This window comes from Weizmannia acidilactici, from assembly GCF_008974185.1.
GTDB classification, from domain to species: domain Bacteria; phylum Bacillota; class Bacilli; order Bacillales; family Bacillaceae_C; genus Weizmannia; species Weizmannia acidilactici.
The window spans coordinates 1-13,028 of the sequence record NZ_BKZP01000050.1 but is presented as its reverse complement, the minus strand read 5'-3'; the positions used below and the strand labels follow the sequence as shown (position 1 = coordinate 13,028).

Below are 13,028 nucleotides of genomic sequence, written 5' to 3'. Positions count from 1 at the left end.
CCCGAAAACATCAAAGATTCACTTGTCAAAGAACAATCATTCAACTGGATATTGACTCATTTAGTAGGATCGAAACTTATTATTTATACGAGGGTGAACGCATGTTAAGAAAAATATTGGGGCATCTTCTCGGCCATAAAAACTACCGCTATTCCAGCAGTTACCGCCACGGAAAGTACCATCGTTATTCTTCTTCCGAAAAGGCTACTCATTCCCATTACGGCTACAAGCATTATTCCAAACGCCACCGAAGCAGTGGGTTTTTCAGCAGTTAAATGAAAATATGGCTTCGCCTATATGCTGTTCTGTTCGACCGGCCGCTCAAAAACGGTGCAGTTGTCCAAAATTACCGGATTGTAAAAATGCTCGGTATTGGCAGTTACGGCTATTCCTACCTTGTTTCAGACGGCTCCCCGGGAATGAAGGTTTTAAAACAGCTCCGGAAGCGGCCGGATGGTAGTTCCAATTTTTTGCGTGAAAAAGAAATATTACGGGCGCTCCGCCATCCGCATATTCCGAAACTGCTTGATGATTTCGAATGGGGTGGCAGGCGTTTCATTGTCATGGAGCAGATGCCCGGCAAGACGTTTGAGGATCTGATTTTTGAGGCGCATAAAACGTTTTCCGAACAGGAAGCGTTCCACATGCTGCGTAAAGTATTGGATGTTACGTCTTACTTCCATCGAAAAGGGATTGTGCACGGCGACCTCAGGATCCCGAATATTTTGTTCGATGAGAAAGAAAATGCCGTATCGATTATCGATTTCGGCATGGCCAGTTACGGAGAAAAATTTCACGCTGATTTTGAAAAACTCGGCCATTTTACGCTGTTTTTGCTGTACTCGGGATACAGGCCCGAACAAAAAAAGGAGCGGCCTTGGTATGAGGAATTGCCGCTGTCGGGGGAAAGCTCCCTTGTCTTGAAAAAAATGCTGCAGATTGAAAAACCTTATGAAACAGTGGATGAATTGATAAAAGATGTGGATGGTCTGCTGCTTTCTTTAGAAGCGTAATCCTGGATTATTTTTTCCAATACGTAAAAAGCGGACCGTCACTGCCGAATACCGGATCGGTTGCCGGTATGCCGACCTTTTGAATGTTTTCCCGCAGCGTTTCGTCCGCTTTCGTCTGCGTGTCGTAATCCTGACTGCCCGGATAGCCGCCGACGACGGAAAAGCCGTCCCTTGCTTCGATGCGTTTATGCCCGGTTCCGGCAGGCAACACGATGCAGTCCCCTTCGGATATCGTGAATATTTTTCCGTTCGGGCCGCCGAGCATCACTTTTGCCTGCCCGTGGCGTACCCCGAGCACCTCGTGGGATGTGCTGTGAAAATGATGGTACGGGAAAATGGTCCATTCCCAGTTGTTTCCCCAATTGTTTTTCTGGAACGTTTCCTCGATCTGTTCCGTCCGCCCTTTGAACACGCCGTGATAAATCAGAACAGGAAGGTCCGGATTGTTCGGGATCGTTCCGCCATCTTCGAGATAAGCCGTTGAAATGTCCGAATTTCCGGAAGCGCCCGCTGCATCTTTGCCGTTTGAAGCATCCGCAAATGGAAAAAGTCGTTTCATTGTTGTCCCCTCCTTATTGATGATTTTCCCCGGTTTTTATATGAAAAACGATAGGATAAAATATTTAAAAAAGCCGGACCGTGGAAAAAATAAGCTTGCTGGCGGGTCTTCCCATTGATTATTATATCAAGCTTTTGATTTGAAGCACAGAAACTGCTCCTTGACGCATGGGAAAACAAAAGCGGAAAAACCGTTTTCATTTTATTAGGATCGGCATGATTGATCAAGTTGAAAGCGGGATTTGCGAGAGAAATGCATCGGTGTTTACCAATCCGGGCGCGCTGCAGGAACAGGATGGATTTAATAAATTTAAAGTAATGGCCACACAAAATTTGAAAGACTACGATGAACTGAATGTCATCATGTATTGGGACAACCTCGGACATTTCCAGGCATGGCGGAACAGCGGCCATTTCAAAGAAGCGTATAAACGATCGAACGGACTGAAAGAAGATTCACCGATTTTAGGCAGTGAAATCATCATTGCAGAAGTGGCATCAGTGCTGGAAGCTGCGGTAAAAAAATCATCTTCGGCAGGCTTCGTTCTATTGGGCGGGGCCTTCAAAACTTTTTTCCTTATAGGTTGCAAATCTAGTATAATGGCATAAAGTAACCATTTCGGAGGGAAGGCAGTTTGGGGAAAAAAGGATTGCTCGTCTTCATATTATTTCTGATGACCATTGGGGTTTTGGGGGGCGGCGGCTACTATTATCAGGCGAAGGTTAACAAAACCGGGGAAAAAGCGCAGCAACAATATCAGGCGGATTTATTGAAAGAGCAGCAACGAGCAGCAGCGGCAAAAGCGGAGAAGGAAAAAGAAGTAAAACAAATTTACGAAAAACATAAAGGAAAAGAATTGGTGTACCTTCCGATAGGTTCCAGCCTGACAGCAGGGAATTTTGCCACGAAAAAAAGCAAAACGTATGTCTCTGTTTTGGCCAGGCTCATCCATAAAAATCTGGGCTATGATGTAAAAACGATCGAAGGCTACGGCAAAAGCGGAACCGGCCTGAAAGACAACGGCACAGACAGTTTTCCCCATCTCATCGCAAATAAGCCGGATCTTGTCACAATCGAATTTGGAACGTTTGATTTAAACCCAAATGCAAAAAATACGTATGTTTCTGCCGATAAATTTAAGAAAAATCTTGAAAATTTTATAGAGGAAATGAGAAAAGGGGCAGGCAAGAAGATAAAAATCATTTTGGTGACGACCTGGAACAGCGGGCAGTCTTCGCTTCGTTATGACCGTGAAATCCAGGAAGTTGGAAAAGCGGAAGATGTCCCTGTTGCCAACATTGAATCGGTTTGGATGAACCGCACCGATACATACGGCCCGAAAGGAGAGAAAGCCGCCTCCGGGAAAAGCGACGGCTGGCTTGCCAACGATAAAGGGCACAAGGAAATTGCCGATGTGATCTACAGCCAGGCGTATCGGTTGTTGAAGTAGGAAAAGTGGCATTGCATTCCATTAAAGGCATAGTTTACGAATTCTGTAAAGACGTGGGCTACCTTGTCAGAAAACGGGTGGGTTCCGCGTTGATCAAAAGCGCCAGTTGAAATGCTGGCCATTTTTTAGAAAGGGCTGAACAGACCATGATATGGGCTCGGTCAGTCCTTTGTTTATTTAAAACACTTCAAGGTGAAGGTTATGAAGTTTCCCTTATTGCTGAAATAATGTACCTTTCCGGCGCGTTCCCAATGTAAGAAAATGTATAACAATTTGTCAGTGTGAGAATTTCCCGGGTGCAATCGAATGGATAATGGTACGGTCATTGGCTTTTATAATTTGAAATTTGAAAATTTTGTAACGAAAAGTTCCGTACTGCAGCTTGATTATGAGGACATCTCCTTTTTCAAGCTTTCCGACACGGCGGAAAACCGTATCCCGGTGCCCGGAAAGAACGATTTGATCTTGTTCGTTTGGCAGGGTTGAATTTTTATAATGGCCTACGCCTTTTTTTAGTTGGTTTTCATCCGTTCCCTCTACAATTGGGAGTTCGGCGTTCAGCTTTGGAATGAAGAGGATGCCAATGGTTTCTCCCATTTCCGGCGAAAACGCTTAGCGGCGATGCCAGTGTTGTCTGACTCATTCAGTTTTTCACCGGTGATTTTTTCTTTCACGGCGGCTAAACTTTCTTTTTGAAGTTGATGGGTTTGGAAAAGCTGCAAAAGAGCGGTTCCAATCAATACGGCTCCGCATAACAGGATGAGCGGAGCAAGTTTTTTCATGTGTCTTTCTTCCTCTACATTTTTTTCATCCATTGCATTCCTTCATGCCTCAATCGGATAGAATCATTTTCTTCCAGCCAAATGTTCCTAATTAAGAACTTCATCTTATGGCCTCATCACGTATAATTTGCGTTTTGGTCCATTATATAAAACTAATCGTTCTTAATAAAATAATGAAAAGGTATGGAACACGAAGAATAAGCGTGGAAAACAGAGATAATTGTTCGTTATTACGAAATTCATGCGGATTTTAAAGGTTTTTATGTGCGAGAAAACCTGCTATAGTAAACATGTTAATTCGTTAAAACGAACCAAAGAGGTAAAAGAAACGAATCAGCATGTTTTACTTACATGAAGATACATAATGTTCGTTGTAAAGTTTTTCATCTAAAAAGTTCGTTATAACGGATTAAAAAATAAAATCCGGAGGGGAATCGAATGGGCATTAAAAAGAAATTAGGCATGGGCGTTGCAACTGCAGCGCTTGGTTTGTCACTGATTGGGGGAGGAACGTATGCGTATTTTAGCGACCAGGTTGATACATCCAACACATTTGCTGCAGGTACTTTAGATCTCGCGGCGAGCCCAACTACCATTATTGATGTTTCGAACTTAAAGCCTGGAGATACCATTACAAGAACATTTAATCTGGAAAACAAAGGCTCATAGGATATTTCCAAAGTAACACTGGATTCGAGTTATACAGTTACAGATGCAAAATTAAATGGACATGCGAATGCTGAAGACTTTGGAAAGTATATCGATGTAGAATTTTTGTATAACAAAGATAAGAACAACACTGTTGTATTTGAAACAACTTTAGATAAATTAAAAGCTGATCCAAATGTTGTCGACAATAATTTCTGGGATAAAATTTTTGGAACTGGCGAAAGAGGTTTAAAAGCCGGAACGAGCGACCAATTCCAAGTGAAATTTAAATTTAAGGACAACGGTGAAAACCAAAACGATTTCCAAAGGGATTCAATCCAACTGAAATGGACATTCCATGCATCCCAAACTCTTGGAGAAGAAAAATAAGCATTGTCATGGAAAGGTGAAAACTGTGATGGCTTTTCACCTTTCCGGGTATTATGATTGCTTGTTTTAACGAATTTATACTCTACTGTATAAAAAGTTCCATAAGAAGTAAACGTGACGAACTTCTTTGAAATTTGCCATTTAGGAGGTGGGCCAGATCAGAAGTTCACGTCTTCGTATATATAAAAGAAAAACGAAAAAATGGGGTGTTTTAGGAAAATTAACTTTAACAGGGTACGTTATCGTTTTAACCTTATCTCTTATCTAACATCTAATACGGGCGCTTATTTAAAGTAACTGGAAAAATGAATGCAGCACAATACTGGAAAGAACAATGGGATAAAAGCTCTCTAAAGTTTATTGACTGTGACGGCAATAAAATAATACTTGGTTCGAATGGAAAAGCGAATATTTCAGTGAAAATCAAGAACACGGGAGAAAATATGGCCGGTGAAACAACATATGAATTGTATTACAGTAAATCCGGCAATCCGAAAGATGGAACCAAGATTGCAGCAGGCACCATTAACCCGTTAAAGAAAGGGTAGGAACAAACCTTAACGGCGACAGTGGGCAAATCTGGAAATTATAAATTTAAAGCTTACCAGCGTCCGGGGCATCTAGGAAATGGGGAGTTATGGAGTGATACGGTCACCGTTAAGGACAAAAAGGGCCCGGGCCTTAAATCTATCTCCTGTGGAAAATTACGATGACGCTGCCAATCAACAAATACTGATAAGCAAACAACAAATGCAGCCGAAGATACAAATGCACAGGAAGATCAAGCAGTGCAGGAAACTAAAACCGATAAAAGGGAGGATACAGCAAATTCTCCATCTGAAAGCAGTGAAGCCACGGGCACAAAAGATTCAATCAATGTAAACCAAAATCCGGAGGGTGAATCACAATGATAATGAAAAAAATTACGAGATGGATCAGTTCACTCGTTTCAGTTTTGTTGTTCTTGTCTCTTATCCTGATGCTGTTTGTCGTCATTTCTTCCAAAGCATCCGACGGGGAACCGAAACTGTTTGGTTATGAAATCAAAACGATTTTATAAGGCTCCATGGAACCGGGTATTCAGACAGGCTCGGTGATTGTCGTGAAACCAAGAGGGGATATGACGCGTTTCCATAAAGGCGATGTGATTACATTTAAGATGGATGAAAAAACGCTTGTGACACACAGGATCACAAAAGTTGTCAAAACAGGCAATGGCCAGGTGTTTTACCATACGAAAGGCGATAACAATAACGCAGAAGTTCCGAATCCGGTATTGTCCGATAATGTCGTTGCCGAGTATACCGGCATAACCATCCCGTATCTGGGGTATTTCGTAAACTTCGCTCAATCCAAAAACGGCAGCGCGCTGATGTTGATGATTCCGGGCGTCGTGCTCCTGCTTTACTCGATCTATACCATAAGGCGGGCGATTGCTGAAATTGACGGGAAAAAGCCGAAAAACTCGCGGGAACCGTCTGGAAAAAACGTTTAATGAAACGGAGCTGTCCCAAAAGTCGGTAAACTGACTTAGAAGGCTAAAATTTTCCCGGTGAAATGGTTCAGAGAAGCGTTGTCACGACCGTTAGAACAAAACTTTTCCGAGGAAACTGCCCTTAGAAGCCATCTTACGTCCATTGGTGCAACATTTTTCCTGATGAACGGTTCTTAGAAGACGTCTTACGTCCATTGGTGCAACATTTTTCCTGATGAACGGTTCTTAGAAGGCGTCTTACGTCCATTGGTGCAACATTTTTCCTGATGAACGGTTCTTAGAAGGCGTCTTACGTCCATTGGTGCAACATTTTTCCTGATGAACGGTTCTTAGAAGGCGTCTTACGTCCATTGGTGCAATATTTTTCCTGATGAACGGTTCTTAGAAGGCGTCTTACGTCCATTGGTGCAACATTTTTCCTGATGAACGGTTCTTATATGCTTTCTCACGACCATTTGAGAATATTTTCTGCTTAAAAGGGGCTTTTGGGACAGCCCCAATCTTTTTGCAAGGGTGGAAATGGGATGAAAAAAATTAAATGGGGTGCAGGGGTTGTATTGGCGATGTTGATGCTTTTGATATTGACTGCGCAGCCGGCTTTGGCTGCTGCAGATCAAAAAATAGATTTGGTATTTCCCCGGAAAATATCCTGTTCAATATTAATCATATGAAGCCGGGAGACTGGGCGGAGCGGGATGTTAAAGTCATGAACAATGGGACGGCAGACTTCAATTATTATACAGATTCCCGATTTCGGTCCGGGTCAGATAAGCTGTACAATGAAATGTTGCTGACCGTTTGTGCCGGCGGAGATGTTTTATATAAAGGTAAGTTAGCAGATTTCAACCAGATGGAGGCCCGCCCGCTAGCTTCCAAAACAGACGAAATTTTAAAATTTCGCGTCGATTTTCCAGCTGAGCTTGGCAATGAATTTCAAGGCTTAACATGCAGTTTCCAATTGCAGTTTTATACCGGAAACGGCGGAGCAGCGGGCAGCATTACACCGGCAATCGGAAACGGTGGGGCCCTGCCGAACACGGGGACAAATATTTTTAACGCGCTTGTTTCCGGAATTGTACTTTTTTGATTGGCGCATCCATGTATGTATACCGGGGTGATAAGCTTCTGCTTGGAAAAAAGTGAGGGGGCGGCAGGCAGTTGAAACTGTCTGCTTTTTTTCACGCGAAAATATGGTATGAAAAACATAGCAGACATGAAAGGAGTTTTGACATGATCATTGCAGACGGTGTTGCGATGCTGGAAGTGGAAAAAAATAATTTCAAGATTCATCCGACATTGATTTGGGACGAAAATCAGGCGGTATTAGTCGATACCGGCATGCCGGGATCACTTGATGCCATTCGGGAAGAAATGGGGAAGGCGGGCGTGCCGTTTGAAAAATTAACAACGGTCATTCTTACCCATCAAGACCTTGACCATATTGGCAGCCTGCCGGAAATTCTCCGCGCATCCGCGAAAAACATTACGGTTTACGCCCATCAAATGGATAAGCCGTATATTGAAGGTGAGCGGCATCTCATCAAAGCCGATCCGAAGAAAATGGACCCGGCCAGATGGGAAGCGATGCCCGAAGAAATGAAAAACATTTACTTAAACCCGCCGAAAGCGAAAGTGGATGTGCTGTTGGAAGAAGGGGAAGTGCTGCTTTTTGGCGGTGGGATTGAGGTCATTTTTACACCTGGGCACACACCGGGCCATTGCAGCCTTTATGTGAGAAAAAGCAAAACATTGATTACAGGCGATGCTATGGTCAGCGAAGGCGGAAAGCTGCAGGGGCCGAGGCCGCAGATGACGCCGGATATGGAAACGGCGACAGATTCATTGAAAAAATTCCTGGATTATGATATCGAAACGGTGGTCTGCTATCACGGCGGGCTGTGCGATCGGAATGTGAATGAGCAGATCCGCAAGCTGGCAGAGTAAAAAAGGTGCAGCAGATAAAGCCGCACCTTTACTTGCGTTTTCTTCTGATGAAATAAGCGAGCGTGATGAGCAGGAAACCATAATGGCGATGATCAGATGTTTCATCCCGTTTGAAGGCCGGAACAATAGCCCAATCAGAAAAAAGGAGTGGTCTTTATCTTACGGCCGTACCTGCTCCTCCGATTCCAGGTACCGCACGCTGCTCCACACTGCCCGCTCTTTACTATGCGGGTCGTTTACCGCTTTACAGATACGATCAAAAATCATTGTTGCCCGCGTCCCCGTATCATACGCCGGCCAATCAGGAAGAAGCCTGTTGTTCGGATTGCCGGTTTTGGCAAAAGCAATCCAGGCCAGATGCATCCGGTCAGCCAGCGCTTGTCTGCCCAGGGATTCCCCTGTAAGTTTTTTAGTGCTGGGCTGCTGGAGCGTATTCCAGACGAACGGGATTTCAAGGGCGTGGCAGGAGCGCAGCATGCCGCCATATGCAGTGCTTTCCCAGTCAAAGCGATACATCCACACCTGCTCCCTGAGGCTTGCCTGGGTATCCGCAAGTCTTAACGCAGGCCCGGTAAATACAAAGTAGGTCATGATCCGGTCATATAATTCCTGATTGAAAGGAGACGGGTTCGTAATCATGGCAGAAAGTGTATCCCAGTACTTGGCAAATGTTTTTTGAAAAACTGCGGCGGTTTCCTGCGGATCCTGCTTCTGCCAAACCGGGTCAAACGCTGTAAACAGCCGGTACTCGTCTTTGTTTGTACCGATCAAAACCGGAATGTCTTTTGCGCAGCCTTCCTTGAACGCCGCTTCCGGATGCTTCGGCAGCACCACGCCGTCTATCACCGGTAACAGGCTCATAAAAGGCAGCGAATTCACTGCTTCCGCAAGTTGTTTGGCCGGAATTTCCTGCAGCTTGGAGATCTCCGCTTTCTCCAACCCAAGTGCATCGAGTATCCGGAGCGCATTTTTTGTTGCTCTTTCCGGGGTTGCCACAAAATTCGCTGCCCCGCTTTCAAGAATGGCCTGATGGAACAGCCCTTTTGTGGAAGGTGCGGCGAGCAATGTTGCGACGCTCATTGCCCCCGCAGATTCGCCGAAAATGGTTACGCGGCCCGGATCTCCGCCGAAAGCGGCAATATTTTCTTTCACCCATTTTAAAGCCGCGATTTGATCGAGGATGCCGCAGTTGCCGGAAGTTCTGTAGTCTTCCCCTCCGATTTCAGCAAGATGCAAAAATCCGAGCGCCCCAAGCCGGTAATTGATCGTGACAACGACCACGTCCCCGTTTTTGGCAAAAGCGGCACCATCATAAGAAGGGCTGGAACCTGCGCCATTGGCAAAAGCACCTCCATGGATCCATACCATGACGGGCCGGCGTCCTCCATCTGCATCCGGCGACCAAATATTGAGGTACAGGCAGTCTTCACTCATGTTTTCATTCGGGTTGTCAAGAAAATTCATCAGTTCAACGGACGGCTGCCACGGAATCGGCCCGAACTGTGTGCAATCTTTCACACCAGTCCAAGGTTTGGGCGGCTGCGGTGGGAGGAAGCGCAAAGGTCCTACAGGCGGTTTCGCGTACGGAATCCCTTTCCAAATCTGTACTCCGTTTTTTTCATAACCCTGGACTTTACCGTAAACGGTTTCAATTATAGGTGCGGGCATTTTTATTCTCCTCTCTTATTGGGATTGCTCATATCATTCTATGACCATTGGGAAATTTCCTTTCATCATCATTCAAAAAAATATTGACAGCGAACGTATGATCTTGTAATCTATAAACAGAACAAACGTTTGGTTAAATAAGCGGGAAAATGGCGACCATTGTCAATAGTATCGGTTTAAAACTGTGATGCTGCGGCAGTGGGCAAGCAAGGAAAACTTCAGCAGCCGTGCACAAATGAAATGATCCGTTTGGCGCGGACCATTTCAGATTTGCAAGGCAGCAATCTGGATGATGCGTTATGGCAGGCCATGCAGATGAAAAGAAATTATCCGTTTGAAAAGCAAATGATTTATAAGGGGTGGGCATATGCAAATGATTTTGGAAAAGCAGGCGGAATATTTTCCGCACGGCCGCCTGTTTAAGGAAATTCTCCAACCCTTTTTGACAGGAGTACAGGAAGGGAAAAGAAGAAGGGATAAAAAAATGGCAGTCAGAATGCTGCAAGAACAGGTTGACATCAAGTTGATTGAACATATAACCGGCCTTCCAGAAGTAAAACAGGGAGAGTCTCCCTGATCCCTCACATGTATTTCAAGCATAAATCCTGATCCAATCGGAAAACTAACTACATCACCTTTAAAAAAGGATGTGGATAGAATGGAAGAGAAAAAAGATCAGCATGAGCCTACCATTGCAACCGGCATCGATGACAAAGAAGAACTCGACCAAAAAGCGACACCGGAAGAGATTGCAAAAGGCGAGTATACGAGAGTGACGACCTTATCTTTGGACGAGACGGATCCAAGCTGACAAAAATCATCTGAATAATACCGGATGCCAATGTTTGCTTTGTCACTTACATTATAATGGAAAAGGCGGTTTTTTTACATTTTCTCTGTATATTACACGTTGATGATCGCGAAATTCACGAGACTCCTGCGGGAAAAGCGAGCAAGAAGAGAACCCTCGTGCTGAGGGACGAGCGAGGAGGCTCGCGACGCGTGCGGAAAGCGATTGAATTTCGCGATTATCAACATTCTCAGATAACATTACTTTACATGGGGGTATCCCTGGTCAATCTACCGACTTTTGGGATAGCCCCAGCTTACTCATTTTACGAACATGTCTTTTTGTGCGGCGAGCTGTTCAATTGTTTTCATCGCTTCCGCAATCTGCTCTTTAGAATAATCGCCGAGCAGGATAAAAGATTCTTCCGGTTTTGCCGCATAGGCCGCGACTTTTTCAATGGCCTCTTCATGATTTTCCGTCACATGCAGGGTATCTAAATTATATGGAAATCCAAGCTTTTGATACAGCGGCAGCAGCTTTTTCACTTCATCAAGATCATTCATTGCCGCCAATTGGACAAGAATCCCGTAAGCCACTTTAGAACCGTGCAGGATGGAATGAGTTTCCGGCAAGAAGGAGAGCCCGTTGTGGATCGCATGGGCGCCGGCCATTCTGCCGTATTCCCCTGCAAAGCCGCCGACTGTTCCGGCTGCTCCAATAATAATTTCCACAATATTGCGGAACGCATCGGTCATTTTTCCTTCGGCCCGGTCTTTTAGTGCTTGCTCACTGTCGCGCAGTATGCCTTCATATATGGCTTTTGCGGAACTGAGTCCGAGTTCTGCCATCACCGGCAAGGCATCCTTATATCGTGTAATGCCTTCTGCTTCATACCATTTGGCTAAAGAGTCGCCAATGCCGCCCAGTAAATATTCAACCGGTGAATGGAGAATGATCCGCAAATCGATCAACGTTAAATAGGCTGAACGTTTGTAGTAGGCCACATGGCTGAACGCTCCGTTTTCATGATAAACGGCGGAAAGCGGTGTATACCCGGCGCAAGTTCCGGCAAGGGTCGGCACGAGTACAACTTCACAATTGAGCAGCTCTGCTGTCCCCTTCGCCGTATCGAGCACTTTTCCGCCGCCGATTCCGACAATCACATCGGCATTGCCCGCTTGTTCCGCTAATTCCGCCATATTTTTTTCGCTGGCGGTATGATTATAGCGGAGCACCGGCCAATTTTCCGGCACTGATGCAAATTCCTGAAAAGCCTCAAATGATTGATATCCGGTAATCACAACCGGATGTTTAAAATCTGCCAGCTTTTCTTCTAAGTATTTGGCTGCATCTTCTTCACATATGTATTGGTTTGGGCCGCTTCTGACGACTTGGCTGAGACGCATCATACAGGACCTCCGTGATGTAAAAATTTAAATGTATTTCTAGCATACTCCTAAACAACTGACAATTCAATGACTTTTTTAATAAATGAAATAAATTGAAACATAGTGATTAGAGAAACTTTTTTGGTTTTGCCGTCTTTCTAAAATAAAATGCCGGCGGGATGCCGGCCAAGTTTCCTTATTTAGATAGATTTGTAAAAGCTTTTTCAGCATTGATATGCGTTTTTGTCATTTTGGTTTGATAGAGCCAATCTGATACTTTTTCCCAGGATTTTGGATCCTGATAGGCGAATGGTTTATTTTTTTCATCCATCAGTGGCAGAAGGATTTGCAGGCTCTTTGTTTCCACATTTTTGTCAAGCGGCGAAGACGGATCCTCGTGCTTCAATAAAATGGCAAGCCCTTTTTGCGAGTGCTTTTTGACATATTGCTGACCTTTTTCTGCTGCGGTGAGGAATTTTTTAAAAATTTCTGGCTGCTGTTTGAGCTTATTTTCGTTTGCGATTAAAACAAGCTCGTAATAGTCCGGTACGCCGTATTTTGCAGGGTTAAATGTTCGCACAGCGTGTCCTTCTTTTTCCAGCAGCAGCTTTTCATGATTCACAAAGCCGCCGATGATGGCATCTGTTTTATGCGTCGCCAGAGCAGGAATTAAGTCATATCCGACATCTACCGTTTTTACTTTATTTGGATTTCCGCCATCTGTTTTAACCATTGTACGGATGGCTGCTTCATAAAGCGGGATGGATGAGTAGCCGACCGTTTTTCCGGCTAAGTCTTTCGGGGACCGGATATTGCTTGAAGCCGGAACCATCACCCGATTAAGCGTATGGCGGACAACTGCGCCGAAAGATTGGACAGGGATGTTTTCATCACGTGCCAG

16 protein-coding genes and 2 pseudogenes are annotated in these 13,028 nt (G+C 44.7%); 13 read left to right on the top strand and 5 right to left on the bottom strand.

Annotated features, from left to right (window positions below; genetic code table 11):
• Positions 1-101 precede the first annotated feature (101 nt).
• Positions 102-275 carry a hypothetical protein gene (locus BpJC4_RS16240; protein WP_172967579.1) on the top strand — a complete coding sequence of 58 codons (174 nt, stop codon included), beginning with the start codon at positions 102-104 and terminating at the stop codon, positions 273-275.
• Positions 276-1,013 carry a serine/threonine protein kinase gene (locus BpJC4_RS14965; RefSeq protein ID WP_151681870.1) on the top strand — a complete coding sequence of 246 codons (738 nt, stop codon included), beginning with the start codon at positions 276-278 and terminating at the stop codon, positions 1,011-1,013.
• Between the two features lie 7 nt (positions 1,014-1,020).
• On the opposite strand, the gene BpJC4_RS14960 is transcribed toward BpJC4_RS14965, so the two are convergent.
• On the bottom strand, positions 1,021-1,572 hold the full coding sequence (locus BpJC4_RS14960; protein ID WP_151681871.1) for a hypothetical protein: 552 nt from the start codon (positions 1,570-1,572) through the stop codon (positions 1,021-1,023).
• A 167-nt stretch (positions 1,573-1,739) separates the two neighbouring features.
• Here BpJC4_RS14960 and BpJC4_RS14955 point away from each other — a divergent pair, with 167 nt between their 5' ends.
• Complete coding sequence (locus BpJC4_RS14955; protein ID WP_253693991.1) at positions 1,740-2,180, top strand: antibiotic biosynthesis monooxygenase; 441 nt, start codon at positions 1,740-1,742, stop codon at positions 2,178-2,180.
• 26 nt (positions 2,181-2,206) lie between these two features.
• Positions 2,207-3,022, top strand: a complete 816-nt coding sequence (locus tag BpJC4_RS14950; RefSeq protein WP_151681872.1) for an SGNH/GDSL hydrolase family protein — start codon at positions 2,207-2,209, stop codon at positions 3,020-3,022.
• A 199-nt stretch (positions 3,023-3,221) separates the two neighbouring features.
• On the opposite strand, the pseudogene srtD reads toward BpJC4_RS14950, so the two are convergent.
• Positions 3,222-3,804: pseudogene (srtD, locus tag BpJC4_RS14945) on the bottom strand (class D sortase, LPxTATN-specific).
• A 438-nt stretch (positions 3,805-4,242) separates the two neighbouring features.
• Between srtD and BpJC4_RS14935 the strand changes: the two are divergent.
• From BpJC4_RS14935 to BpJC4_RS14915, 7 genes and pseudogenes are all read left to right on the top strand, one after another.
• Positions 4,243-4,842 (top strand): annotated as a pseudogene (locus BpJC4_RS14935) (TasA family protein).
• A 305-nt stretch (positions 4,843-5,147) separates the two neighbouring features.
• Positions 5,148-5,390, top strand: coding sequence for a hypothetical protein (locus BpJC4_RS14930; RefSeq protein WP_151681874.1), 243 nt, complete (start codon positions 5,148-5,150; stop codon positions 5,388-5,390).
• A 359-nt stretch (positions 5,391-5,749) separates the two neighbouring features.
• Positions 5,750-5,902 carry a hypothetical protein gene (locus tag BpJC4_RS17010; protein WP_308690685.1) on the top strand — a complete coding sequence of 51 codons (153 nt, stop codon included), beginning with the start codon at positions 5,750-5,752 and terminating at the stop codon, positions 5,900-5,902.
• Between the two features lie 6 nt (positions 5,903-5,908).
• Entirely contained in the window at positions 5,909-6,337 is a 429-nt protein-coding gene (gene sipW, locus BpJC4_RS14925; RefSeq protein WP_308690684.1) for a signal peptidase I SipW, read from the top strand.
• Between the two features lie 524 nt (positions 6,338-6,861).
• Complete coding sequence (locus BpJC4_RS16235) at positions 6,862-7,008, top strand: hypothetical protein (protein ID WP_172967497.1); 147 nt, start codon at positions 6,862-6,864, stop codon at positions 7,006-7,008.
• A 35-nt stretch (positions 7,009-7,043) separates the two neighbouring features.
• A complete protein-coding gene (locus tag BpJC4_RS14920; RefSeq protein ID WP_151698141.1) occupies positions 7,044-7,424 on the top strand; it encodes a hypothetical protein in 381 nt (126 codons plus the stop codon).
• A 143-nt stretch (positions 7,425-7,567) separates the two neighbouring features.
• On the top strand, positions 7,568-8,281 hold the full coding sequence (locus BpJC4_RS14915; protein WP_151698140.1) for an MBL fold metallo-hydrolase: 714 nt from the start codon (positions 7,568-7,570) through the stop codon (positions 8,279-8,281).
• Between the two features lie 159 nt (positions 8,282-8,440).
• Here the strand turns inward: BpJC4_RS14915 and BpJC4_RS14910 are convergent, their stop codons facing one another.
• A complete protein-coding gene (locus tag BpJC4_RS14910) occupies positions 8,441-9,949 on the bottom strand; it encodes a carboxylesterase/lipase family protein (protein ID WP_151698139.1) in 1,509 nt (502 codons plus the stop codon).
• A 367-nt stretch (positions 9,950-10,316) separates the two neighbouring features.
• Here BpJC4_RS14910 and BpJC4_RS14905 point away from each other — a divergent pair, with 367 nt between their 5' ends.
• Together BpJC4_RS14905 and BpJC4_RS16230 are read left to right on the top strand one after the other, a co-directional pair.
• Positions 10,317-10,526 carry a hypothetical protein gene (locus BpJC4_RS14905; protein WP_151698138.1) on the top strand — a complete coding sequence of 70 codons (210 nt, stop codon included), beginning with the start codon at positions 10,317-10,319 and terminating at the stop codon, positions 10,524-10,526.
• 81 nt (positions 10,527-10,607) lie between these two features.
• The gene (locus BpJC4_RS16230; RefSeq protein ID WP_172967498.1) at positions 10,608-10,760 is read left to right on the top strand and encodes a hypothetical protein; all 153 of its coding nucleotides are present in this window, start codon (positions 10,608-10,610) and stop codon (positions 10,758-10,760) included.
• A gap of 299 nt (positions 10,761-11,059) precedes the next feature.
• Here the strand turns inward: BpJC4_RS16230 and BpJC4_RS14900 are convergent, their stop codons facing one another.
• Both BpJC4_RS14900 and BpJC4_RS14895 read right to left on the bottom strand, forming a co-directional pair.
• Positions 11,060-12,145 (bottom strand): iron-containing alcohol dehydrogenase family protein, encoded by a 1,086-nt coding sequence (locus tag BpJC4_RS14900; RefSeq protein WP_151681881.1) that lies wholly within the window; start codon positions 12,143-12,145, stop codon positions 11,060-11,062.
• A gap of 178 nt (positions 12,146-12,323) precedes the next feature.
• Positions 12,324-13,028: ABC transporter substrate-binding protein (locus tag BpJC4_RS14895; RefSeq protein ID WP_151698137.1), on the bottom strand; the 705-nt coding region annotated here is incomplete at its 5' end.

Coding starts and splice junctions, on each gene's coding strand:
- BpJC4_RS16240 (WP_172967579.1), top strand. CDS start 102: ATGTTAAGAAAAATATTGGGGCATCTTCTCGGCCATAAAAACTACCGC.
- BpJC4_RS14965 (WP_151681870.1), top strand. CDS start 276: ATGAAAATATGGCTTCGCCTATATGCTGTTCTGTTCGACCGGCCGCTC.
- BpJC4_RS14960 (WP_151681871.1), bottom strand. CDS start 1,572: ATGAAACGACTTTTTCCATTTGCGGATGCTTCAAACGGCAAAGATGCA.
- BpJC4_RS14955 (WP_253693991.1), top strand. CDS start 1,740: ATGGGAAAACAAAAGCGGAAAAACCGTTTTCATTTTATTAGGATCGGC.
- BpJC4_RS14930 (WP_151681874.1), top strand. CDS start 5,148: ATGAATGCAGCACAATACTGGAAAGAACAATGGGATAAAAGCTCTCTA.
- BpJC4_RS17010 (WP_308690685.1), top strand. CDS start 5,750: ATGATAATGAAAAAAATTACGAGATGGATCAGTTCACTCGTTTCAGTT.
- sipW (WP_308690684.1), top strand. CDS start 5,909: ATGGAACCGGGTATTCAGACAGGCTCGGTGATTGTCGTGAAACCAAGA.
- BpJC4_RS16235 (WP_172967497.1), top strand. CDS start 6,862: ATGAAAAAAATTAAATGGGGTGCAGGGGTTGTATTGGCGATGTTGATG.
- BpJC4_RS14920 (WP_151698141.1), top strand. CDS start 7,044: ATGAACAATGGGACGGCAGACTTCAATTATTATACAGATTCCCGATTT.
- BpJC4_RS14915 (WP_151698140.1), top strand. CDS start 7,568: ATGATCATTGCAGACGGTGTTGCGATGCTGGAAGTGGAAAAAAATAAT.
- BpJC4_RS14910 (WP_151698139.1), bottom strand. CDS start 9,949: ATGCCCGCACCTATAATTGAAACCGTTTACGGTAAAGTCCAGGGTTAT.
- BpJC4_RS14905 (WP_151698138.1), top strand. CDS start 10,317: ATGCAAATGATTTTGGAAAAGCAGGCGGAATATTTTCCGCACGGCCGC.
- BpJC4_RS16230 (WP_172967498.1), top strand. CDS start 10,608: ATGGAAGAGAAAAAAGATCAGCATGAGCCTACCATTGCAACCGGCATC.
- BpJC4_RS14900 (WP_151681881.1), bottom strand. CDS start 12,145: ATGCGTCTCAGCCAAGTCGTCAGAAGCGGCCCAAACCAATACATATGT.